This is a genomic window from Weissella confusa (assembly GCA_041871065.1).
Classification (GTDB): domain Bacteria; phylum Bacillota; class Bacilli; order Lactobacillales; family Lactobacillaceae; genus Weissella; species Weissella confusa_A.
Genome location: CP168942.1, coordinates 1,784,453 through 1,810,471, shown reverse-complemented (window position 1 = coordinate 1,810,471; position 26,019 = coordinate 1,784,453). Strand labels below are relative to the sequence as shown.

Sequence of the window (26,019 nt, the reverse complement as noted above, 5' to 3'; positions counted from 1 at the left end):
ATATTTAGCTTTTCAGAAAATAAAATTAAAACTTTCTAATTTTAGGAATGCCGAAACACAGGCATTTACGACATTCTTGATGTTAGGTTTATTAACATTAGAGAAAGATGGCATTGACACTTCTTTTTTCTTAGTTTATATTAATCCACATACTAAAAGTGCAAGAAACAGGGGAATGTGGGATATGAATAAATTGGTAAAGACATCAGTGCTACTCTCAACCGCAGTAATTTTGGGATCAGCAGTTGCGCCATTGGCAGCAAACGCAGCAACGTATAAGACGATCAACTGGACAGAAACGGCTGACTTGGGAACCGCAGACCCATCAAAGGCAACCGCAGCAGTTGACTTCGATGCATTGCAGGCGACGGGTGACGGACTATACCGTAACGGTAAGGACAACAAGCCAGAGTTGGCATTGGCAGAATCAGTCCAAAAGTCAGATGATGGTTTGACGTATACATTTAAGTTGCGTCCGAACTTGAAGTGGGCCAACGGTGAGCCAATCACGGCACAAGATTTTGTGTACGGTTGGCAACGTACGAATGACCCAAAGACAGCTTCACAATATGCTTACTTGTTCTCAGGTATCAAGGGTGCCGATGACATCCAATCAGGTAAGGACAAGAACTTGAGCGACTTGGGTGTAAAGGCCGTTGATGACACAACGCTTGAAGTGACACTTGAAAAGCCAATGCCACAACTTGAGTCAGTGTTGACGATGGCGCCATTCTACCCACAAAACCAAAAGTTTGTGGAGAAGGTTGGTAGCAAGTATGGTACGGCTGCTAAGTACACGTTGTCTTCAGGACCATACGTTTTGAAGGGCTGGACTGGTTCAAACAACAAGTATTCATTGGTTAAGAACAAGAACTACTGGGATGCTAAGGCTGTGAAGACGCCAGAAGTTGTCATCCAAACAGTTAAGGACCAAAACACGGGTTACAACTTGTACAAGGCTGGTAAGGTCGACTACACGAACTTGTCATCTGACCAAGTGCGCGCATCAGCAAAGCGTAAGGATTACAAGGTTATCCCAATGGCTTCAACGTTCTACTTGGAGTTCAACGAGAAGAAGGTTGCCGCTTTGAAGAACGTTAAGATTCGACAAGCGTTGTCATACGCAATCGATCGTAAGACGTTGTCTAATAAGATTTTGAAGGGTAACGCAACGCCAGCAACCACGTTGACGGCTAAGAACCTAGCTAAGGATCCAAACACTGGTAAGGACTTTGCTGAGTCAGCTGCAGCTAAGGGTGCAATTGCTTACGATAAGACGAAGGCAAAGAAGTTGTTCGCCGAAGGTTTGAAGGAAGAGGGCAAGAAGAAGCTAAGCTTGCAATTGTTGACTGACGACACGGACAAGGCTAAGAACACGGCACAATTCTTGCAATCACAATTGCAAAACTTGTCAGGTTTGAAGGTCTCAATCAAGACGGTGCCATTCAAGCAACGTTTGGCTTTGTCAGAGGATAAGAACTTCGATTTGGTTATCTCAGCATGGGGTGCTGATTACGGTGATCCATCAACGTTCTTGGACTTGTACACGTCTGATTCATCATTCAACAACGGTAGCTGGTCAAATGCCGACTACGACAATGCTGAAAAGGCTGCCAAGACAACTGATGTAAACGATGAAGCAAAGCGCTTCGATGATTACAAGACGGCTGAGCAAATCATTGAGAAGGAAGTCGGTGTCGCACCACTTTACTACCAATCATATGCAACGTTGTACCGTCAATCAGTTAAGGGTGTTGTATCAAACCCAACTGGTGCACCATTCGACTGGAAGTGGGCATACAAGAAGTAAATAGTGACAAAACATTAAAGGGCAATGGCACAGTGAGGCTATTGCTCTTTTTTCGTTAGTTGGTGTCGAATACACCCCGCCCAAAATTCTTTTTGAACAAATTGTGAAATCGCTTGCACGTAAAACTGCAACCGCTTACAATTAACTTTGTTAATTAATGAGCAATAAAGTATCTTTTAGGAGTATTGATATGTCAGAAAAGTTGGTTATGGCCTTGGTTGGCTTCGGTAACAGTGCAAACCGTTACCACTTGCCTTATTTGTTGGAAAATGAAAACGTTCAAATTAAGACGATTTACACGCCGTCTTTGAACAAGCGACCTGAAGATCAAGCTGCTTTGGAAGCACGTGGGATTGTCTTCACGGATGATTTGGATCAAGTGGTTAATGATTCAGAAATCCAATTTGTTTCTGTTATTACGCCGGCACCATCACACTTTGAATTGGCAAAGCGTTTGTTGGAAGCCGGTAAGAACGTGATGGTTGAAAAGCCATTCGTGACATCAGTTGCCGAGGGTAAGGAACTGATTGCATTGGCTAACGAAAAGGGATTGTTGATTACGCCATTCCAAAACCGTCGTTTCGATGGTGAGTTCATGGAGTTGCAATACATCTTGGACCACGGTTTCATTGGTGAGCCAATTGAATTCGAGTCACACTTCGATTACTTCCGTCCAGGGGCTGCTTCAAACCCTGGTACGCAAATTGATGGTGCCTTCTACGGTTACGGTGTCCACCCATTGGACCAAATCATCAAGTTGTGGGGTAAGCCAGAAGCGGTTGCATACGACATTAAGTCAGTGACGAACCCTGAAGGTGTTGACGATAACTTTGAAGTTAACATGTACTACGGCAAGTTGCGTGCTAAGTTGAAGACGAGCTTCTTGGTTGCTGACCAATATCCTAAGTACATCTTGCACGGTACAAATGGTTCATTCATTAAGTACGGTATGGATGCACAAGAAAACGATATTTTGGCTGGTATCTCACCATCAGAGCCTAACTTCGGTGCTGACAACCCAGATAACTACGGCGTGATTAAGTACATCAACGCTTACGGTGATACGGTTGAGCACAAGATGGAAACGCCACGTGGTAACTATGGTTTGATGTACCAAAACTGTGTGGATGTGATTTTGCACGGTGCTGAGAAGGAAGTTACTGACGAGCAAATCTTGACGCAATTGGAAATTTTGGACGCTGGCTTCAAGGAGCAAGGTCCACACATCCAACACTTTGCCTAAAACGAGGACGACATAATGATTAAGATGATTTTGGACTGTGACCCAGGTCACGAAGATTTCTTCGGCTTGATGTTGGCGTTGGCGAACACGGACAAGGTGGAAATCAAGGCGGTTTCAACAACGGTTGCTTACCAAACAGTTGAAAACGTACAAAAGAATGCCATGAAGGCGTTGACGCTTTTGGGACGCACGGGTATTCCGGTAGCCCACGGTGCAGCTAAGCCATTGATTGAGCCATTCGGTCTTGCTGACAACTGGCGTGAGTTTACTGGCTTGGACGGGACTGAATTCCCAGAGCCTGGCTTCGAGCCTTCAGAACTAGCCGGTATCGACTTGATGGCAAAGACGTTGCGTGAAGCCGACGAGCCAATGGTTATTGGTATCAGTGGTCCTGTGACGAACGTGGCTTTGTTGTTGGCGGCACACCCAGAATTGCACAGCAAGATCGAAAAGATTGTGTTGATGGGTGGGGCAATTAACACAGGTAACCGTTACCCAGGCGTTGAATACAACTTCTCAATCGATCCAGACGCGTCTAAGATTATCGTGAACAGTGGTGTGCCAGTGGTAATGATTACGCGTGATTTGACTGAGCAAGGTGTGATTTCATCTGAGACAGTTGCGAAGATGCGTGCGATTGAAAACCCAGTGGCTCAAGCTGCGGCTGATTTGATGGAAAACTACGGTGACTTCAGCAACCCGGATGTACCGGTTGTTTTGAATGACCCTGAAGTGATTGCGTACTTGATTGACCCATCAATGTTTGCTGGTAAGGCATACTACGTTGATGTGGAAACACAAGGTCAATTGACGCGCGGCCGTTTGGTAGTTGACCAGCATAACATGACAGGTAAGCCAGCCAATGCTGAGTTGATGACAACCCTTGATAACGATAAGTTTGTGGCGTTGATTTTGGACTCTTTGGCTAAGTATTAATCAATCTTAGAACGGGTGTTAACAGTTAACACCTTGTCTAGAACATAGTCCCCCATTACCGTATAATCTGCGGTGTGGGGGACTTTTTACTATGGGAAAGTATGTGTTCGAAGAGATTTATAAAGAGCTACAAATGCAGATACGAAATGGGACGTATCAAAGTGGCATGCCATTGCCGAGCGAATCGGATTTGGGGACGCACTATGAATGTGGGCGTGAGACGATTAGGCGGGCGATGCGATTGTTGGAAATGGACGGCTTGATTATTCGGCGAAAGGGGCGAGTTGCGCGGGTTGCTGAGCAGCCAGTTTTCGCGGTGCCGGTTACCGAATTAAAGCAATTATCGGAATGGCAAATCACGCATAATGCGTCGCTGACAACCGAGCTTTGTTCAATTGATGACTGTGAGATGCCACTTGATATCATCGCCTTGTTAAAGCTAGAACGCGTCTGCCTACCGACGATTCATGTCGGTGTTTTAAAGTTGCTTAATGGTCAACCAGTGGCGCTAGAAGAACATTTTGTGATGCCGAAATATGCGCCGAAGTTGAATGATTTAGCGACTGCGACAGCTATTGAACGCTTTTATCTTCGTTTTGGGATTCAAACTAGTCATGCAGTGCGACATATTGTCTTAGGGGTCGCAACGGATGCGCAGGCCGAGGTATTGAAAATCGCGCCTGGTTCGGCGGTGTTTATTCAGCAAGCGGTTTTGTTTGATCGTCGTTCGGAGATTATTCAAGTTCAGAAAAACATTTATGTGGGTGATGTCTGTCGCTTTGTTGAGGTGGGCAAGCCATGAAAACCATCCGTTTTAAAATGACGCCAACTGAAATTAAAGCTGGCCGTCAAAAAGTGTTTTCGTGGCAAACCCAATCGCTACAAGCGACTTATCTAGCGGTGACCGAATGGTTGTGCCATGAAGCAGAGATTGAACAAGTCATTATCGTCAATGAAGGTTTGAAGGAACAGAACCGGGTTATTTGGCGGCTGGTCACTGAAGTGTGGCCACATGCCTGGATGGTGCGGCTGAACTTATCGGTGGCAATCGCCGGCCAGTCACAAAAGGATTTGCTAGAAGACGCGGTTTGGACGCGCCGAACGGGTAATGCCATTTCCATTGCAGATGGTCCTGACCTGGCGTGTGGCTGGGAATTGTCGGTTGGTCAAGAACGCCTCTTGATTAAGCCAGCGCCAGGTGAAATTTGGTTGGCAGTCGAGGATATGAGGTGGGGCTGTCATTTGACGAGTTATGAACATCAAATGACCAACGGGGATTGGTTATCAGTCAGCATGTGTGTCTTACGTGAGTTTGAGACTGGCCGGCCAATCGCTCGTCGTTTAACCATCGCTGGTACTGCTACGATGCAATTACAGGTGCCAGTAACCGATATTGATTACATCGAGACAAATGGGTTAGTGCATACAACTCATGAACATGGAGTTATTACGCATAAACCTATCAATGGACGTCCATTATCGGTCGTCCAATTTTTTTTGGAGGGCCCACGGTGTCGTTTTGATGTGTTGGCGAGTCAAAATCAGACACGTTGGCGTGAATTTTGGGAACAATTTCAGCTTAATGCGACGAAGGAATTTGGGTGGTTAAGAAATGCCCGCTGGACATTATATCGTTGTCGCCAAACGTTATCTGAGGAGGCTTTCTTACAACTGTTACACGGGGCACCGACAGATATGACGGGTGATTTTTATCAGTCGGTTCCGGATGGGGATGGCCCACATCGCATTAGTGGTTTACTGAAATGGTTGTCTGGTGGTTACCTAAGCAACGACCAGTTTGTTTTGCAAGGCCTGCCTGCTAAACCCATTCTGGGACACTGGGGTTTTTCGTTGGTCGACGCGGAGGGTCATCGTTTAGATTTTGAAGTGGCAGCTGGTAAAATGCGAGTACGGCCGACGCGTACAATGACTGTTAAGACAAACACACATGAAATTGTATGCCGGCGCCAAAAATACACGACTATTTGGAAAAGCTTATAAGTAGTAGAATAAGTATTCGAAGCGTAGAATTGAGTATATATATTTATGTAAAGGAAACCTTTACAAAACTGTGGTACGACATTTACATAGATTAGGGATAATAATTCTAGTAGCAGAAGATATTAGGAGGCGTTCGTTATGAAGCGCAGTTGGTTGATAAGTGCCGCAATCGTATTGGTTGCGGGAGGCCTATTGACTTGGGGATACGCATCGCGCGAAACAAACAGTGGCGTGAATATCACGGCTGTTGGATCAACCGCATTGCAACCACTTGTTGAAGCCGCCGGAGAAGATTACGCCGGCAAGAACATGGGAGTTTTCGTTAACGTGCAAGGTGGTGGAACTGGTACCGGATTGGCGCAAGTTCAACAAGGCGCCGTTGACCTTGGAAACTCTGACATGTTCGCGGAAGAGAAGAATGGTATCGATGCTGACAAGCTGGTTGACCACAAGGTTGCCGTTGTTGGTATCGCCCCAATGATTAATAAAGAAGCAAACATTACGAATTTGACACAAAATCAATTGATCGACATCTTCACAAAGAAGGTCACGAATTGGAAGCAAGTTGGCGGTGCTGACTTGCCAATCGTTCTGGTTAACCGTGTTGCGGGATCTGGAACGCGTGCCACGTTTGAAAAGTGGGGCTTGAAGGGTGCTGAATCAGCAGATGCCCAAGAACAAGATTCTTCAGGTATGGTGCGTTCAATTGTTTCAACAACACCAGGTGCAGTTTCATATGCAGCCTTTGCCTACTTGGACGACACTGTTTCAGTGCCAACGTTGGATGGTGTTGCTGCCAATGACACGACAGTGAAGACTGGTAAGTGGCCAATTTGGTCATACGAACACATCTACACGAAGGGTAAGCCAAATAAGGAAGTGCAATCATTCTTGAATTACATTAATTCTGAGCACATCCAAAAGACGTTGGTTCCCCAATTGGGATACATTTCAATTCACGATATGAAGATTTCTCGTTCGATGGACGGAAAGATTACAGCTGTAAATTAAGGAGTGTGGGAACATGGATGACATCCGTGAATCACTATTAAAGCAATCAGCAGCAACTCGTAAGGACCGTTTTGGTCGTTACTTGTCACTCGGCGCTTTGTTGCTGATTGTCGTTGTTGTGCTATCAATTTTCTGGTTCGTTGCCTCAAAGGGTTTGGCAACGTTCTTCGCTAACAAAGTAAATATTTGGGACTTCTTGACCGGTACCAAGTGGGCGCCAGGTCAAACCGATGCGAATGGTCACCCATACGTTGGGGCTGCCCCAATGATCGTTGGGTCATTCTTGGTAACGTTGATTTCAGCCTTGATTGCAACGCCATTTGCTATTGGAACGGCCGTCTTTATGACTGAAATCTCACCAAAGCGTGGGGCTAAGATTTTGGGACCAGTTACCGAGTTGTTGGTAGGTATCCCATCTGTTGTTTATGGATTTATTGGATTGTCAGTCATCGTGCCAGTGATGCGTCACCTATTTGGTGGGTCAGGATTTGGAATCCTAGCCGGTGCGATGGTGCTGTTTGTCATGATTTTGCCAACGGTAACATCAATGACAGTTGATACATTGAAGTCAGTGCCACGTCACTACCGCGAGTCATCATTGGCTTTGGGTGCGACGCGCTGGCAAATGATTTATAAGGTCATCTTGCGTGCTGCGACGCCAGGTATTTTGACAGCCGTTGTCTTCGGAATGGCACGTGCCTTCGGTGAAGCGTTGGCCGTACAAATGGTTGTTGGTAACGCCGCATTGATGCCACAAAACTTGACATCACCAGCCGCAACGTTGACGTCTGTTTTGACGCAAGGTATCGGAAACACGGTTATGGGATCACTTGAAAACAACGCTTTGTGGAGTTTGGCATTGATTCTATTGTTGATGTCATTGGTCTTCAACTCAGTTATCCGTGCTATTGCTAAGAAGGGAGCCATGTAATATGAACGCTAAGCAAGCGAATAAGATTGCCAGTGCTGTGCTTTATGCAATTGCCGGCTTCGTTATTTTGATTTTGGCTGCCTTGTTGGGTTACATCTTGTATCAAGGTGTCCCACACTTGTCATGGCACTTTTTGACGTCACCAGCGACGGCCTTTACCGCCGGTGGTGGAATCGGTATTCAACTATTTAATTCATTGTACTTGTTGATTATTACGATGATTATCTCATTCCCAATTGCCTTGGGAGCGGGAATTTACTTGAACGAATATGCTAACAAGAAGAGTCGTGTGACGTCTTTGATTCGCACGGCCATTGAAATTTTGTCATCATTGCCATCAGTTGTGGTTGGTTTGTTTGGTTTCTTGTTGTTCGTTGTGCAATTCAAGCTTGGCTTCTCAATTTTGTCAGGTGCGATTTCATTGACGTTCTTCAACTTGCCATTGCTAACACGTTCGGTTGAAGAGTCATTGCGTACGATTCCGGACTTGCAACGTGAGGCAGGTGCTGCGTTGGGATTGTCACGTTGGGAGACGGTTGGTCACGTTATTTTGCCAGCTGCGTTGCCATCAATCGTGACAGGTGTTGTTTTGTCAGCAGGACGTGTGTTCGGTGAAGCTGCCGCTTTGATTTACACGGCCGGACAATCAGCTCCAGCGTTGGACTTTACGGACTGGAACCCATTCAACGTTTCAAGTCCATTGAACATTATGCGTCCAGCCGAAACGTTGGCTGTTCACATTTGGAAGGTTAATTCAGAAGGTATCATGCCAGATGCAGCTGCCGTTTCTGCTGGTGCATCAGCTGTTTTGATCATCGCTGTCTTGTTGTTCAACTTCTTTGCTCGTTACTTGAGTGGTGTGTTGTACAAGCGTTTGACGGCTACGAAGTAAGAAAGAGGACATTGTCATGGCTGAAGAGCAACATTTGATTTTTGATGAGGAGCAACCAGAGCGCTACGTCTACGACATGGACGAAGACAAGCACGAGGTCGCCCTCTCAACGAAGGACTTGCAAGTCTTCTACGGTGATAAGTTGGCCTTGCAAGATGCCGATTTGAAGTTTGAACGCTACAAGATTACATCATTGATTGGTGCATCTGGTTCAGGTAAGTCAACGTTCTTGCGTTCACTAAATCGTATGAACGATGACGTGGCGACGGTTAAGGGAAACATCATGTACCGCGATGTTGATATCAACTCAAAGGATGTCGACGTTTATGAAATGCGTAAGCACATCGGCATGGTGTTCCAACGTCCTAACCCATTTGCAAAGTCAATTTATGACAACATCACGTTTGCTTTGAAGCAACACGGCATGCGCGACAAGACGCAACTTGATGAAATTGTTGAGACGTCATTGAAGCAAGCTGCTTTGTGGGATGAAGTGAAGGATGATTTGAATAAGTCAGCTTTGTCACTATCAGGTGGACAACAACAACGTTTGGTTATTGCACGTGCGATTGCGATGAACCCAGATATCTTGTTGATGGACGAACCATCATCAGCGTTGGATCCAATTTCATCAGCGAAGATTGAAGATACGTTGATGCAGTTGAAGGAAAAGTACACAATTATTATCGTGACGCACAACATGCAACAAGCAGCTCGTATTTCAGATTACACAGCCTTCTTCAACATGGGAAAGGTTGTTGAATACGATTTGACTCGTAAGATTTTCACGCGTCCAAAGGTCCAATTGACAATTGACTACGTGAACGGAAACTTTGGTTAAGAGAGGCATAACTCAAATGGCAGAAAAAATTTTGACAACTGAAAACGTGCGTCTCTACTACGGTGAAAAGGAAGCCTTGCACGGCATTAACTTGGATTACGATAAGTACGGGATTACGGCATTGATTGGACCTTCTGGTTCAGGAAAGTCAACGTACTTGCGTGCCTTGAATCGTATGCACGATTTGACGGACAACGTGACGGTTAACGGTACGTTCTTGTTTAAGGGCCAAGATATTTACGCCCCAACAACTGATACAGTTGAATTGCGTAAGGACATCGGTATGGTGTTCCAACAACCAAACCCATTCCCATTCTCAATTTATGATAATGTCGCCTTTGGGTTGCGTATTTCAGGTGAAAAGAACAAGGCTGTTTTGGATGAGATGGTGGAAACATCGTTGAAGCAAGCTGCTATCTGGAATGAAGTGAAGGATGACTTGCACAAGTCAGCGTTGTCACTATCAGGTGGACAACAACAACGTGTGTCAATTGCCCGTGCTTTGGCAACGTCACCAGAAATCTTGTTGTTGGACGAACCGACGGCCGCTTTGGACCCAGTTTCAGCTCACGCGGTTGAGAACACATTGATGCAATTGCGTGATAAGTTGACGATGATTATCGTGACACACTCAATGGCACAAGCATCACGTATTTCAGACCGCACAGCATTCTTTATGAATGGTGATTTGATTGAAGCTGATGATACGAAGAAGATGTTCTTGGATCCAGCTAAGAAGGAAACGCAAGACTACATCTCAGGTCGCTTCGGATAGTCTTGTGATATACTGAATTAACGAATTAACAGAAAAACGGGGAGATAGGTCATGCGTCAATATTTTGATGAAGAACTTGCAGACTTGGACACGTCATTTAAGGAGATGGGCTTGCTCGTTTCTGAGACGCTAGAAAACGCTGTACAAGCATTCTTGGATCACAACCGCCAAGCTGCACAAGAGATTATTGATGGCGACAAGGCAATCAACCAACGCGAAATCGCTTTGGAAAAGAAGACTTTCGAAATGATTGCTTTGTACCAACCAGTGACGACTGATTTGCGTGAAATTGTGACGGTTTTGAAGGCCGTTTCAGTTTTGGAGCGAATCGGTGACAACGCACGTAACATTGCGCTTTCAACGATTCACGTGAAGGGTAACAAGCGTGTGGCTACAATTGAAGAAAAGGTCGGTATGACTGGTTCAACAGTTGCAAAGATGGTTTCTGATGTGTTGGATTACTACGTGAATGACGATGCTGTATCAGCTGAAGCCATTGCACAAGTTGCCATGTCAGTATCAGATGTTACGGGTGAAATCCGTGAGATGGCCATCGATGCCATGAAGTCAGATCCAGAATTGGTAACTGCTTCAACTGATTACTTGGTTGTTGCTGGTTACTTGAAGCGTACGTCAGATTACGTGACGGACATCGCTGAGTGGATTATCTACAAGCGTACGGGTAAGATTGTTGAATTGAACCCAGGTATGTCATCATTTATCTAATTTGAATAGACAATAAAAGCACACTGCGGAAGTAATTCTGCGGTGTGCTTTTTGCATCTAATATTTACTTGTTCGTCTTGTGACGGTGCGTTGGACGGAAGAACATGGCGAGCATGGCCATCAATCCAGCTACCAACAAACCGATAACTGACAAACTTGAACGAGCAGAAACACCTGTCTTAGGTAGCATTAATGCGGCATTGTTCTTACCATCATTTGCTGAAGTAAGAACTGGCGTAGCTGCTGGTGCGTCAGTTGTTGGCACAACTGTAGCCGTTGCAGCGGGCGTGTTATCTGACTTGTTCGTTGTGATCACTGGCGCATCTTGCTTTGGCGCAAGTGGCGTTGTTGGCGCAGCGGGTGCTGGCACAATTGGTGTATCGGGGACCTTCGTGTAAACGACCGTGATATCACCACCACCATCAGGAACAGTTACCATTGTTACTTGGTTGTGTAACCAGGGATAGTTGGTGTTGGTAGTTCTGTACCAGGCTTTTCAGTGTAAGTGTTGTCTGTAGTTGTCTTCAAAGGATTGCCGTCAGGATCAACCGGTACGATTGTTCCTGTCGTATCAGTCTTCTTGCCGACATCTTCACCAACAATTGGCATGTCTGTATCAGGTGTGTATTCAACCCAAATTGCTGGTGGGTTAACCGTCATGTCGACGCGAATGTTGTTACCGTCTGTTGTGACATAACCACCATCAACACCATCTTTGTTACGCGTGTAGTAAGGAATGTTTGGCAAATCACTGACTGGCACATCAGTTTGACCATCCGTCCAAGGAACTTCAACGTCGTGTGATTGACCAGGAATTTCAACGCGGTTACCGTTCTTATCACGCGTGTATGGGTGAATCGTGACTGTCGTAGTCTTCTTGGTGTAAACGAAAGTCAAATCCGTATCGGTACCAAAAGTACCAGTTTGCGTATCGTTACCCTTAACAGTGTAACCCTTGATTTGTGTGTAGGCTTCAGCCGTCATGGCATCCCCAGTCAAACCAGTCATCTTAACATCAGGCGCAATTGGGTTACCCTTTTCATCAACGTGGTGCACGGTGATGGTTTGCTCAGTAGGCACGTAATCAACCACAATGTTTGTGACATCGCCACCATCAGGGAAGGTCACTGTGTGCGTTCCTGTCGTGGTCGTCTTGCCGTTGATGCGTGGTGTGTAACCAGGCTTGTTAGGCACCTCGAACGTAAAGTCGCCACCAGGCTCGCCAGTTTCTGAGCGTGCAGGTGGGTTTTCCAACGTGTGACCGTTAGTAACGTAGTCGACCGTGACCGTTGACTGCTTAGTAGCTGGCGTCAAATCAGGGTTCTTCGTTGGTTGTTCAGGCTCAGCAGGCGTAGGCGTTGCCGGCGTTTCAGGTTGAGCTGGTGTCGCAGGTTCTGAAGGCGTTGTTGGCTTTTCAGGTTCCGTTGGTGTTGCCGGCTCAGCTGGAACAACCGGTTGTGGCTTCTCACGGAAGTAGAATGTCACAACGCTATCTTCAGCCTTGTACGTACCGTTAACAACCTTGTTTGTCGCGTCATAGTATGCCTTATCTGGATCAGTGTTTGTGGCTGCACCAGCGTATTCATACTTTGCAGCTTCATTGGTATCGGTCAACGTTGGGACACCAATCTTAAACGCCGTGTTGTAGTCACCAGTGAACTCAGACTTATCAATCTTCAAATACTGATCTGAAATTGGGTTGCCTTTTTCGTCAATGACTTGTGCCTTAACCGTTACCTTTTCAGTAAGTGGCGTGTAGACGAATGTGTACGTTGGCGTACCGTTATCGTCGAATGGCTTAAATGTTGGCACCTTCGTCACCTTGTAACCAGGAATAGTAGGTGGTGTGTAAGAAGGTGTGTCCCCGTAATTTCCAGTAATCGTTTGATCACTACCAATTGGTGAACCATCTGGCGTGCGGAAGACAATCTTGGCACTCTCTTGGTTCTTCTTATACGTGTACGTTACCGTATCTGGTTCGATGTTGTGGTTCGTTAGATACAACGTCGCATATGGCGCACCATAACGACTGATGTTGGCAAACGTACCGTATGCACCAGGTGCGATTGGACCGTTTTCGCTAGGACGCAAAACAGGGCTAACGGGATCACCATCTTCATCAGTGATTTGTAGCGTCTCAGTTACAGAACCAGCTTCGTCGGTAATGGTCTTAGTTGAAATCGCCCATTGGTTACCGTAGTCATCGTAAAGTGGCTCTTTGGTAGTCGTGCCAACAACGTAGGTCGTCTTTTGATTTGAAACCGTACCTGATGCATTGATTGGCGTGTCAACCAATGTGTAACCAGGAATCGTCTTGGCCGTTGTCGTGTAGTGTTGGCCAATGATGGCGTTGTTTTGTACAACGCTGGCCAAAATATCATGACCGTTCGTGTCCTTGAAATATGTTGTTTGTGTCGTGCGAACCGGAATGTCCATTGAGGCGTTTGAACCGCCGTTGTAAAGAACCACTTCACCATTCTTCACTTGGACTTGATAGTTGACGCCGCGGTCGCCACGCAAAGTTTGCGTCCCGTCACCGTTGAAGGTCAATTGCGTCTTTGTTCCGTACGCACTCACGTATGTCGCGTGGACTTCTGGATTCTTCAAACCGGCATTGATGTCAGCCGTGTTAACTGAAAAATACCATTTTCCACTTGGTACCAACCACTTTTGGTCGGCAGATGTCTGCTTATCAAATGTTAAAAAGCCGTTTGCAACATCAACCGTTGAAACTGGCGTAGAAACGGAAAATCCATCGGCAGCCGAAACAACGATTGGTGATGTTAAGGTCATCGCACTTAGTACGACGGCGCTTAGCAACAAACGACGTGACGTCTTTGATGTACTCATTATGTATAACAACCCCTAAATTCTCTCTGCTTACCTAATGTAATAAATAAAAGTAAGCAATATCCAGTTTAAGCTTTTTTAATGTAAGCGAGCGCGGAAGTTCTAAAAAGGTGTATCGAAAACGGGACAATTCGATGGATAGGCTCCGGAAACCCGCGGTACCAAAGGCTTTGTCAAAAATGACAGACTTTCATGAAAGGTGTGTCATATTTGGGACACCAAGGTGACAGCCGTAACGGTCACCGCTTCTAAACACTGGTAAAATGTAAGTGAAGAGAAGTGGGGAAATAGGGATATGAAGAGACAGGTTATGCCAAAGATGGCAGTCACCAAGAAGTTCAACCGCAAAAAGTTGTATAAAGCGGGAAAGAGCTGGGTGATTGCTGGTAGTGTTTGGCTAGCGATGATGGGCGTTCATGCCGTCACAGCTTCAGCCGACACAACCGTGTTGACTGATCAACAAATTGAAATGATGACGCAGATGCAGCAAGCTACGGTTAACTTGGCTTCGTCCGCCGCGGGTGTTACGCCAATGGCAGCGACGGATGCAAGCACAAGTGTAGCTGGTGCATCTGTTTTGAGTAGTTTAAATAATACGAGTATGAGTAGCAGCTTGGTTAACACGCCCTCATCAAGTATGAATACAAGCGTTGCCGACAGCGTGGTTAGTGCTAGTGTGATGAGTAGCGTACCGGTGAGTGCTAGTTCAAGCACAAGTACCAGTACCAGTACCTCAAGTGTTTCAGCGACGAGTGAAACGGTGACGATTTCGGTCGCACCAGGTTCATCATTAACGGATGAAACATTAGCAAGTTTGTCGAGTTCGGCCCAGTCAGCTGGAACGGTCGTGACTGTGACACAAGTCTTGGCGACAACACCGGCTAGTTCAGATGCATCAACGGCCAGCTTGGCACAACAAGTTAATTTTGATGCACAAACAGCTTCGTCATACTATAAAAAGATTTCTAGCGCAGCGACTGGTCAACCAGTTTTGAGCGCCACACTGTCACAAGCTGGTTCGATCATGGTGCAAATGAGTGCCGCCCAATCAGCTTTGACTGGCGCAATTGCTTTGGCCAATTCAGCTTTGTCAGCGGCAAACCATTCAGCCTATGCTTCAGCGTACGCATCAGAAGTGGCGTTGAGTTCATCAGTTGCTTTGGTGATGAACAAGTTGGCGTTGCTGAATAACAACATGACGGCTACGCAGAACGTTAATAATGCCTCAGTGGCAGCTTCGACCACCCAATCAGCGTTGGGATCAGCAGCTATCAACAATCTTTGGGGTGCTTTGACGCACTTGAGTTGGGATAGTTTGGTTGCCTTCGGTAGTGCGACGGCTGCTGCTGGATCGGTTGGTGCGATTGCATCCTCATTGGCCAGTGAAGCTCAAATGCTAAGTAGTGCGCAAGCTGCTGTGGCGAACGCTAAGGATCAAACAGCGCTATCAAGTGCGGCGGTTGCCACGCAATCAGTTGCCTCAGCAACAGCAAGTATGTTCCAAAAGGTGATGAGTGCTGCGAGTGGTGCGGGAGCGGTGATGGACACTGGCTTCTTGCAACAATCGGCCGCGGTGACGCTTTATGGGCAAGCGACGACGATGGATAGTGCACTCGCCAGTGCGTCAGCTGTTGTTAACGACCTAGCAAACATGGCTAGTTTGTTGGCACCGGTTGCCTCAAGTGCGTCAGCCAACTACGCTGCAGTTAAATCAGCATTGGCGAATGCGACGTCACAATACGCCCGTTTGCAATCAGTTGCCTCAGCATTTGCTAGTGATTCAGCAGCTGTTATGGCGTCTGGCGTTACGGCTAAAACGATCGGTTCTTTGATGGTGAATACGGCGAGTGAGTCTGCCATAGCGGGTGACATTTTGTCACAAGCCGTCAACGACTCAACGATTGGTAGTTCAGCTGGTTCAGAGGCAATCTATGTGTTGCACGGAGCTGCTCACAATCAAGTTGCAACGGCTCAAACGAGTGTGGCGTCACAAGTTGCAATTGTGAACGTCGCTTTGAGTCAATTACGTTCTTTGACGGCGCAATATCCAGCTAACAGAAGTTTGGCAAATGATTATGCAGATGCGCAAAAGCAATCAGCCGCGCTGGTTAAAATCAGTCAACAACTGGCGTCAGATGATGCGGTTATCGACACTGAGCCAATCGGAAACTTGATGGATACGATGCAAGATGTCACGAATCAAGTGACGCAAGCCGGTTTGGACGCGAATGTCGCGAAGGCGGACGCAGCCTGGGGCCATGCAACGTTAACAACTGTGGCACGCCCAGGTAGTCAACAATCTGAAAAGGTTGCCGTTAAATCGGGTGTTGCAACAAGCTTTGCCAACACAGACGCGACACTTGCGACTTCGGGTTACAGCTATACGGTGATGGCCGGCGGGAAGACATATGCAACTTTGCAAGATGCAGAACAAGCGGTTTCAGGCACAACTGGTGCGACGGCTAGTTTTGTGGTGACATACACGCCGAATGATCAACGTGCGGTAGTCACGATTTTTGACCAAACGACACAATCGTACTTGCAGTCAGGCATTGCTATCGATGGTAAGACGGGTGTTGCAATTAACTTTGATGCCGTCGCAGCGGTGATTTCAAATTACGTGAAGGCGCACTACGTTGTGGTTACAAACGCCACACAAGCCGGAAGTGTTTTTGATAATAACGATGTTGCGACCCAAAGTTTTGCGGTTGTTTTGAAGCATCAGCTGGCTTTGTCTGCAACAAGTGCAACGTACACAAATACGGTGCGTTACACAGGCGCTGGTGACGATACGCCAAGTGCTGTCACGCAACAACTTGTGGTGACAACGACCGCGGCGTATGACCAAGTAACTGGGAAGGTGCTATCTGCTGGTGATGCAAGCGCGTATGGCAGTGATTATGTTGCGCCTACCTATGCTGGTAGTGGCGCCGGTAAGATTGATGCCAGTGGCAAGATGACATTTGATACGGTCGTAACACCGGTTGTATCAGGTTATTCTGCTGACGCAACATCGGTAACTGGTCACAACAGCGTTGACGGCAACAAGTTGTCAACGACGACGGTTAATTATCAAGCAACTGAACAAAAAGCAACTATCATCTTGAAGGATATGACAGATGGTACTGAAATTGACCGCGTACCGTTGACTGGTTTGACGGGTCAAGCGATGGATTTGGCGACAGTCCAAGCGGAAGTCGCTGACCAATTGGCTGATAAGACGTTGACGCTTGATAGTGCGGCGACAGCTATTTTGGCTGGACAAACGTTCGATAACGATGATGCCAAAGATCAGATTTTGACAATCGGCTTCTATCACGTGACGAGCGAGGTCAGCGAATCAGTTAAGGCCACTAACACCATCATCTATAGTGGTGCTGGTGCCAAGACGCCAACAACAATCTCACAAACAGCAACAATCGTGCACAACTACACGGTTGATTTGCACCGTGATAAGACAACGCCAATTGCTTCAACGTATGAAGTGGTTGATGGGACAGATGTCGCTAGTGTAAGTGCCGACGGAACGATTACGTTCGCGTTAGTGCCTAGTCCAAGTTTGGCTGGTTATACAACCAAGCAAACCCAAGTTGATAAGACAGTCACGTTTGCTAAGCCAACGGCGACAACAACAGTCGTCTACACCGCAAACCCACAAAGCGCAGTTGTCACGCTGGTTGATGAAACGACCGGGTCACAACTTGCCCAAGTCACCATTGCTGGTCGCACGGGTCAGTTGGTGGCACAAGGGGATGGTGCGACTGTTGTTGACGAAACGTTGACGAGCTATTTAGACCACGGCTATGCGGTGAAGTCAGATGTTCGCCAAACGACGGATACGTTTGGAACTGAGGGTAACCAAAGTTATACGATTACTTTGGTTCACAAAACACTCGCGGCATCAGAAACAAAGACATTTACGAATAATGTGACCTATACCGGGGCTGGGGTTGCGACGCCAACGCCAAGTTCAGAAGTTGTTGCTGTAACGCGCAACTATCTAAAGGATGCGGTAACGAATCAAGAAATTAAGGCAGACACAACAGCAAGCTATGCGACGAGTTTGACAGCGCCAAGCTTTACGGGTTCAGGTGCTGGTACAGTTGACGCAAAGGCTGGTGTGGTGACGTTTAAGACGATTGACACACCGGACGTCGCGGGTTACACGCCGAATGTGACTGCAGTTTCAAACACGACAACTTGGTTGCAACCAACCGTGCAAACTGAGGTGACTTATACACCAGATGCACAATCAGCTAGTTTTGTCTTTATTGACCAAATGCGCGACAACCACCAAGTGATGAGTGTGGCGGTCACTGGGCAAACAGGTGGTGCAATTGATGCGACCCTCGGACAACAAGTTTTGGCTAGTTTGACGGCTAAGGGTTACGTGGTGGTATCGAACGGTTTGCCAACGAGTGGTACATATGACAGCGACGATGCCGTGAACCAAACATTTACGGTCATTCTGCGTCATGGTGTCACAGCGGCAACAACGTCAGTAATGGCGCAAGAGACAGTCTTGTATGGTGATGCGGGTGCGATTAAGTTGTCATCAGCTGTTCTATCTGGTGTCGTGATGCAAACAGTTGCCGTTGATGCGGTGACAAAGTCAATCATCACGTCAGCTGATGCCAAGGCATTTGGTAGCGATTATTTTGCACCAAGTTATGCAACAAGTGTGAAGACATTAACGGTTGATGCGACGACGGGTGCGATTACCTTTAACGAGGTGACTAGCCCGCTAGTTTCGGGTTATGTTGCGAACCCAGCCAAAGTTACTGGCCACGCGACATTTGCGAACCCAACGACGACTGATACAGTGACTTACACGGCTGATCCACAATTGGCAGTAGTCCGCTTTATCGATCAGACCACTGGCGACACTGTGCTAACGTCAATGAATATTAACGGTCGTACGGACGGCAAAATTGATTTTGCTATCACGCAAGATCAGTTAACGAGCTACTTGGCAAAGCATTATGTTGTCGTGACTGATGGTCGTACAGCTGGTGCAACGTTTGACCACAATGATGCCCAAAACCAAACGTTTGATGTGATTTTGAAGCACCAAACGTCAATGATGGCGACGGACCAGACGGTTACTGAAACAGTGTTGTACCGTGGCGCAGACCAACAGACGCCTGTGTCGGTCACGGCTTCAGCGGTTGTGACGCATCATGAATCTGTTGATATGGTGACAGATAGTGTGATTGCAAGCGAGGATGCTGCTGGCTATGGCGATGATTACAACGCGCCAATTTATACCACAACAGCCAAGAATGCGACGGTTAATGAAACAACGGGAGCACTGACGTTTGCGCAACTGGCAACGCCAAAGATTGCGGGATACACGCCGGATAAAAACAGTGTGCAATTAACAGCAACACCGGCTGCACCAACCACGATTGCCACGGTGACTTACACGCCGGATATGCAACGTGCACAAGTGACGTTTACGGATCAAACGACTGGTCAAACGTTGTCTGATGTCGCGCTAAATGGGGTGACGTCGCAAGCCATCGACTTTAGTCGCATTGCCCAAATGCAAAAGAACTATCTAGCATCAGGCTATGAGTTAGTTCAAACGACTGTGCCAACGAGTGCGCTTTACGACACGGTTGCTGATGGTTCAGTAATTAGTCAGTCATATGTGGTCACGTTGAAGCACCACGTAACGGCAGTATCATCAAATGTTCAAATGACAGCAACGATTAGTTATGTGGTTACTGGGGCAGGTGTGCCAACGCCGGCTTCAGTGGTTCGCCAAGTAACAGTCGCTGAAACACAGTCGGTTGATCAGGTGACAGGTCACGTGATTGATTTTGCTGATGCATCAGCTTACGGTGCGGATTACAAGGCACCGACGTTTGCTGTAACGTCAGGGGATGCTGCAACGGCTGATGCGATAACTGGGGATACGAGCTTCACATCAGTTTCGAGCCCGGTTTTGGCCGGTTACACAATTACTGATTCAAATGCTGTCGTGAACCAAACCACGACTTGGCAAACACCAACTGTGACTACAGTGGTGACTTACGTGCCAGAAGAACAGCATGCTGACATCAAGATAATTGATGATATGGCTGATGCAAATCATGATGTTCTGCATGATTTCGTGCTAACTGGTGCAACGCAGGAGTCGATGAATACGACGGTTGCAGAAACAACGCTACAAAGCATGTTGGCTAAGGGATACGTCCTAGTTTCAACAACTGTCCCAAGTTCAGGCGTCTTTGATAGCGATGCAAAGGTGGATCAAAATTACACGATTCACGTAACGCACGGTGTGTCATTTGAGACTGAGAGTAAGGTTGCAACAAACACGGTGACGTACGTCGGGGCGGAAAACAATCCTGGCACAGTCCATCAAAGCGTTGCAGTGAACCGTCGTTACGCAGTCGATGCCGTAACGGGTGAATCGATTGCTGCGACTGATGCGAGTGACTATGGTTCTGCGTATCAAGCAGATCAGTTCGCGTTAGTGAACGCAGCTGATTCAGCAATCGCAACGGTTGATGCTAATAAGGGAACCATCATGTTCCATGTCGTGCCAAGTCCAACTTTGCCAGGTTATTCAGTGAAGCCAGATGAGATTGCGGCGTTGGCTACGTTTGAAAACTTAAATGTCCAAGAAGTGGTGCAATACTCACCATATGATCAACGCGCGTTGGTTGAACTCGAAGACACCATGAAGTTAACGGACAGTGGTAGCTATGCAACGATTGGGACGACCTATTTGAAGGGTAAGACGAGCCAAGCCATTGATTTTGAATACGTGACGTCGATGCTGACGAGCTTGTCAGCGCTTGGCTATGAAGTCGTTGATAACCCAATTCAAGGCACGTCATACTTTGATGACCAACAAGATGGCTTGGTTCCAAGTCAATCTTGGGTGATTACGTTGAAACACCGGGGTAGCATGGTGACAGAATCGGTCGTGGCGACGAATACAATTCACTACCTTGGTACGGATACAACGCGACCAGATTACACGGGGCAAGTTGTGGTGACACAGACGCACATGGTCGATATGGTGACTGGTTCGGATGTGTCAGAAGAAGCTGGTAGTGCGTACACGAATTACCATGTGCCGACCTATGAGGTGACGTCGGGCAAGGCGTTGGCTAAGGTTGATGACGCTGGACACATTACGTTCGCAACGGTTGCGACGCCACCACTTGCGGGTTATACCCGTATTCCAACTGAAGTGACCGGGCATGCCACGTTCGACCAACCGGGTGCGGTAACGAACGTGATGTATCACGCAGTGCAACAGTTGGCCCGTGTCATCTTTAAGGACGACACGATGGGTGGCGGTACATTGACGCGTGTTGATTTGGGTGGCTATACCGGTCAACAAATTGATTTTGCGGATGCGCAAGATGTGTTGCAACAATACCTGGATGCTGGTTATCAATTGGTTGCAAATCCTGCAGATTCATATTTGATTGAGTCGACACAGAATTACACGACGGATGAAAAGGATACGCAACTGTTTTTTGTTCATCTAGAGCACAAGGTTGTCGCACAATCACATGATGTGCCGGTTTCAATGACCGTAACGTACACGGGCGCTGGTGTTAAAACGCCAGCAACCCAAACAGATTCAGCGGTTGTGACGATGACTGAGTCGGTTGATGCTGTCACATCACAAGTGATTACGGCCGCTGATGCAACATCATACGGTAGTGCATTTGTGGCGCCAACTTATGTTGCTAAGACCGCAAATGTGACGGTCGACGGTAATGGAAATGTGACGTTTAAGTCTGTTCAGACACCGACTGTTAAGGGTTACACGGCTGATGAGGCAGTGGTAACGCCAACAGCAACGGTGATTCATCCAACGTTCACGACAACAGTGCACTATACGGCGGATGCCCAACAGGCAGCGGTTGTCTTTAAGGATGTCGATGCTGACAACGCAGTGGTCGCGCAGACAAGCATGGCTGGCGTGACTGATGCGACGATGGATTTCACGACGGCAACGCACGTGAAGGACTCGTTGCTTGCGGCCGGTTATGAGGTGGTTGCTGATGGTGAACCAAGCCAAGCAACTTATGATAATGCTGATGACGTCAACCAAACGTACGTTGTGACGCTGCGTCATCATTTGAATCACGTCACTGACAGTGAAGTGGTCACGAATACGGTTCACTTCGTGGGGGCCGGTGACCAAACGCCAAGTGATGCTGTGCAAACGGCCACGGTGACGCGTTTAACAACGACCGATGCTGTCACGGGGCAAGTTAAGATTAACTACGCCTTAGCAGAGGGGACGCAACTAGCGACGGTCAATGACACGACGGGTGCGGTGACGTTTGCACCAGTTGGGACGCCAACGGTTGCGGGTTACACGCCGGACGTGATAACAACAACCGGTCACGCGACCTATGCTGTACCAACGGCTAGCGAAACGGTGACGTATGCGCCAGCCAAGCAAACAGCCACGGTGACGCTGGTTGATGAAACAACTGGTCAAACGATGGCGACGTTGCGTTTGGTTGGTCAAACGGATGCGCCGATTGATTTTGCCGCTGCTTCACAAGCGGTGACGAATTATGAAGGCAAGCACTTTGTCCTCACGACGTCGAACTTGGCAGCAACGACTTACGATCGTGACAGTTCAGCTGACCAAAGTTTCACGTTGACGTTTAAGCACGCGACGTCAATGGCAACGAGTGACGTTACGCTAACAACGACAACACATTACCGCACTGACGATAGCATGGTCGTTGCACCGGACTTGGTGCAATCGGCGGTTGTGACGCGTCACTATGATGTTGATTTGGTGACGAACAGTGAAATTGCCTCAGCTGACGCGGCGAAATACGGCAGTGATTATCAGGCGCCAACTTGGACGGCATCAGGGGCAACCTATGATGAAACGCAACAAGTGGCAATTTTCCCAACGGTTGATGGTGTGCCGGTGAAGGCTGGATACACGCCAGATAAGACGAAGTTCACCGGTCGTGCAACGTTGCTTGTGCAGAACACTGACCGTACAGTTTGGTACTCACCAAATGCAGCTACGGCAACAGCGACGATTGTTGACGATGTGACGGGCGAAACGTTGGCGACGGTTCATTTGGATGGTCATGTAGATGATGCAATTGATACGACGCCAGTGATGACGGCACAAACGAAGTGGCTCGGTCGCGGGTATGCGTTGGTTAAGACGGACGTGCCGGCAGCTAACGTGGATCACTTTGTCGTTGCAACGCCAAGTTATACCGTTCATTTGACGCACCAGACCCATGAAGTGGTCACTGATGTGCCAATGCAAACAACAGTTCACTATGTCGGGGCACCAACAGCCGTGCCTGATGTGACGCGAACGGTTAATGTCTCACGCACGGTGATGGTGGATGAGGTGACGGGCGCTGAAACCACGGCGCCAACTTACACGTCATCAGATGCTGATGTGGTGGTTAATGCTGAAACGGGTGCGGTTAGCTATCAAACGGTGATGTCACCGGAAATGGCTGGTTATGTACCTGATCAAGTAGCTGTAACAGCAACGACGACAGTCGACGTGCCAAAGTCGACAACAACCGTTCACTACACGCCAGCCGTACAAGTAGCTGATGTAACGATTGCCGATGAGACAACTGGTGAAGCAACTGGTCAATATGAGTTGCGTGGTACGACGGATAGCGCAATTGACTTCAAGACAATCCATGATGAGGTTGCGAAGTTAGTTGCTAACGGTTATGAAGTGGTGACTGATGTGCCGACCGACGCAACGTACGACCGCGATGTTAACGCGACGCAACACTTTGTTGTGACGCTACGCCACGGCCAAACGACCGAGAAGGCACTTGTACCAACTAAGCACACGGTATACTTCCGTGGAGCGGGTGACCAAACGCCAAAGACGGTGACGCAAACAGTGATGGTTGTGACAACCAAGACATTGGATACAGTGACTGGTCAGCAAATTGGTCAAACGCAATATGCGGTGTCTGATGCGCAACCAGGAACGGTAAGCGCTACCGGTGTTGTGGTGTTTAAGCCAATCGAGACCCCTGAAGTCGCCGGTTATACGGCTGACCAAACCGTGGTGACGGCTGATGCACAAGTTGGCCAAACAGCACAAGATACGGTGACGTACACGGCTGATGAGCAACGCACGGTGATCCACTTTGTTGATGACACGACTGGTAAGACGTTGACGGATTTGACGCTCACGGGTAAGACTGGTGATGAAATCGATACGGCAGTTTCAGCGGAAACGTTACGTCAATATGAGGCGGCTGGTTATGAATTTGTTGCGCAAGATTTGCCGGATCAACCAACGTTTGATGCACAAACAAACAGCGACCAACAATTCACTGTTCATTTGCGTCATGGTGTGAAGTCTGCCACGCAACAATTGACGGAATCACAAACCGTGATTTACGTCGGCGCTGGGGATGACACGCCGAAGCGCGTTGAAGTATCAGTCCCAGTGAGTCGCGTTGTTAAGGTTGATGCAGTAACTGACGACGAACTAGCTGGTAGCGCAACGTTTACAACTACGGCGCCTGGTGTGACCGTGGATGCGAAGACGGGTGACGTTACGTTTGTGACGGTACAAACACCAACGGTTGCTGGTTATCACGCCAAGCGTTTGTCAGTCGTTGGCCATGCAACGCCAACGATGGATGGTGTATCAGTTGTGAAGTATGAACGCGATACGCAACGCGTTCACGTTGTGTACGTCGATGATGATCAGGCGGGTCGCGTTGTGATGACGGGTGATGATTTGACTGGTTTGACGGGTGATGCGGTCGCTTTCGCACCGTCATATGTTCCGAACTATGTCATGACGCACGTTGACCAAACGGGGGCTATGACATTTGATAAGGCCACTCAGGTCAACCAAACGATTACGGTTCACTTGCGACATGATATGGCGCCGGTTGGTAATTACGTGACGCGTCAAATTCATTATTGGGCAACCGATGAGACGTCAGTGCCAGCAGCGCAAACCCAAACCGTTGTGTTGCATGGTTTGATGGATTTGGTGACGGGTCATATCAAGTGGTCTGAGCAAAAGATGTCAGCCGTATCAACGCCGGTCAAGGCTGGTTATCAAGTTGATATCAAGGTTGTACCAGACGCTAACTTGGCTGAGCCGACCCCAGATTGGGTGGTCGATGTGACGTACACACCTGCACCACAGCAAGTCCACGTTGTGTTTGTTGATCAAACGACAGGACGTGAGTTGCGCAATGTGGCGATTGCTGGTGTGACGGATGGCGATGTTGATTTTAGTCGTACTCAGTCAATAACGGATAGTTATTTGGCTGCTGGTTATGACTTGGTTCAAGATACAATACCGGTTAAGGCAACGTTCACGACTGAAATGCCAACGTATCAAGTTGTGCTGGCGCACCGCCATGAACAGGTGACGCAAGAAGTGACACGTCATGTACATTATGAGACGGCGACTGGTGTACCAGCGCCTGAAATGGTGACGCAGACGGTCGCAATGACTGGTGACCGTGATCTGGTGACGGGTGAAATTGTTTGGCAGCCAGTTAGTGTTGCCGGCGTGGTTTCACCGTTCGTGCCAGATTACACAGCCGATCAATTGGTTGTGCGTGGGGATGTTTTGACGACGCCAGAGATGGCTGATGTCATTGTTCGTTATGTGCCAAAGGCTAAGGCACCACTCGCAACACCAAATCCAGCACCGCAACCTGAGTCAGGGGTGACCAATGTGGCGACAGTGCAACCTGTTGAAACAACGCCGTCGGCAACGGTTGTGGCCAAGTCGGTTGTGACCAATGACATCAAGTCCCAAAATGTGATGTTGCCCGAAACGGGAGCAGAGCGTGACTTTGTCATGACGATTGCTGTCTTGTTGTTGCTATCGATTTCAGCGGGGCTTGCCATTGGCTGGTTCTACAGCGAAGACAAACAGTAGACTGAATAACGAAATCGTACAGTTCGATAATGGACTGTACGATTTTTTGTATTTAGGTTAAACTTAATGAAAGAAACGATGGGGGTGGA

General features: G+C 47.7%; 14 protein-coding genes. 12 read left to right on the top strand and 2 right to left on the bottom strand.

Annotated elements, in window-relative coordinates:
* Positions 1-184: 184 nt before the first annotated feature.
* The 11 genes from ACAW68_08770 to phoU all read left to right on the top strand — a co-directional run bounded on the left by ACAW68_08770 (position 185) and on the right by phoU (position 11,166).
* A complete protein-coding gene (locus ACAW68_08770) occupies positions 185-1,810 on the top strand; it encodes a peptide ABC transporter substrate-binding protein (GenBank protein XGA15549.1) in 1,626 nt (541 codons plus the stop codon).
* A 190-nt stretch (positions 1,811-2,000) separates the two neighbouring features.
* A complete protein-coding gene (locus tag ACAW68_08765) occupies positions 2,001-3,053 on the top strand; it encodes an oxidoreductase (GenBank protein ID XGA15548.1) in 1,053 nt (350 codons plus the stop codon).
* Positions 3,054-3,068: 15 nt separating this feature from the next.
* A complete protein-coding gene (locus ACAW68_08760; GenBank protein ID XGA15547.1) occupies positions 3,069-3,989 on the top strand; it encodes a nucleoside hydrolase in 921 nt (306 codons plus the stop codon).
* A 91-nt stretch (positions 3,990-4,080) separates the two neighbouring features.
* Positions 4,081-4,791, top strand: coding sequence for a GntR family transcriptional regulator (locus ACAW68_08755; GenBank protein XGA15546.1), 711 nt, complete (start codon positions 4,081-4,083; stop codon positions 4,789-4,791).
* Positions 4,788-5,990, top strand: coding sequence for a hypothetical protein (locus tag ACAW68_08750; GenBank protein ID XGA15545.1), 1,203 nt, complete (start codon positions 4,788-4,790; stop codon positions 5,988-5,990). Before ACAW68_08755 ends, ACAW68_08750 begins: the two co-directional genes overlap by 4 nt.
* Before the next feature lie 138 nt (positions 5,991-6,128).
* Positions 6,129-7,001 carry a phosphate ABC transporter substrate-binding protein PstS family protein gene (locus ACAW68_08745; protein XGA15544.1) on the top strand — a complete coding sequence of 291 codons (873 nt, stop codon included), beginning with the start codon at positions 6,129-6,131 and terminating at the stop codon, positions 6,999-7,001.
* Positions 7,002-7,014: 13 nt separating this feature from the next.
* Positions 7,015-7,932, top strand: coding sequence for a phosphate ABC transporter permease subunit PstC (pstC, locus tag ACAW68_08740; protein XGA15543.1), 918 nt, complete (start codon positions 7,015-7,017; stop codon positions 7,930-7,932).
* A gap of 1 nt (position 7,933) precedes the next feature.
* The gene (gene pstA, locus ACAW68_08735; protein ID XGA15542.1) at positions 7,934-8,824 is read left to right on the top strand and encodes a phosphate ABC transporter permease PstA; all 891 of its coding nucleotides are present in this window, start codon (positions 7,934-7,936) and stop codon (positions 8,822-8,824) included.
* A gap of 16 nt (positions 8,825-8,840) precedes the next feature.
* Entirely contained in the window at positions 8,841-9,665 is an 825-nt protein-coding gene (gene pstB / locus ACAW68_08730; protein ID XGA15541.1) for a phosphate ABC transporter ATP-binding protein PstB, read from the top strand.
* Positions 9,666-9,681: 16 nt separating this feature from the next.
* Positions 9,682-10,440 (top strand): phosphate ABC transporter ATP-binding protein PstB, encoded by a 759-nt coding sequence (gene pstB / locus ACAW68_08725; GenBank protein XGA15540.1) that lies wholly within the window; start codon positions 9,682-9,684, stop codon positions 10,438-10,440.
* Between the two features lie 51 nt (positions 10,441-10,491).
* Positions 10,492-11,166 carry a phosphate signaling complex protein PhoU gene (gene phoU, locus ACAW68_08720; GenBank protein ID XGA15539.1) on the top strand — a complete coding sequence of 225 codons (675 nt, stop codon included), beginning with the start codon at positions 10,492-10,494 and terminating at the stop codon, positions 11,164-11,166.
* A gap of 64 nt (positions 11,167-11,230) precedes the next feature.
* On the opposite strand, the gene ACAW68_08715 is transcribed toward phoU, so the two are convergent.
* Both ACAW68_08715 and ACAW68_08710 read right to left on the bottom strand, forming a co-directional pair.
* On the bottom strand, positions 11,231-11,605 hold the full coding sequence (locus ACAW68_08715; protein XGA15538.1) for an LPXTG cell wall anchor domain-containing protein: 375 nt from the start codon (positions 11,603-11,605) through the stop codon (positions 11,231-11,233).
* A gap of 2 nt (positions 11,606-11,607) precedes the next feature.
* Positions 11,608-14,016 (bottom strand): MucBP domain-containing protein, encoded by a 2,409-nt coding sequence (locus tag ACAW68_08710; protein XGA15537.1) that lies wholly within the window; start codon positions 14,014-14,016, stop codon positions 11,608-11,610.
* 295 nt (positions 14,017-14,311) lie between these two features.
* Between ACAW68_08710 and ACAW68_08705 the strand changes: the two genes are divergently transcribed.
* Complete coding sequence (locus tag ACAW68_08705; protein XGA15536.1) at positions 14,312-25,930, top strand: KxYKxGKxW signal peptide domain-containing protein; 11,619 nt, start codon at positions 14,312-14,314, stop codon at positions 25,928-25,930.
* Positions 25,931-26,019 lie beyond the last annotated feature (89 nt).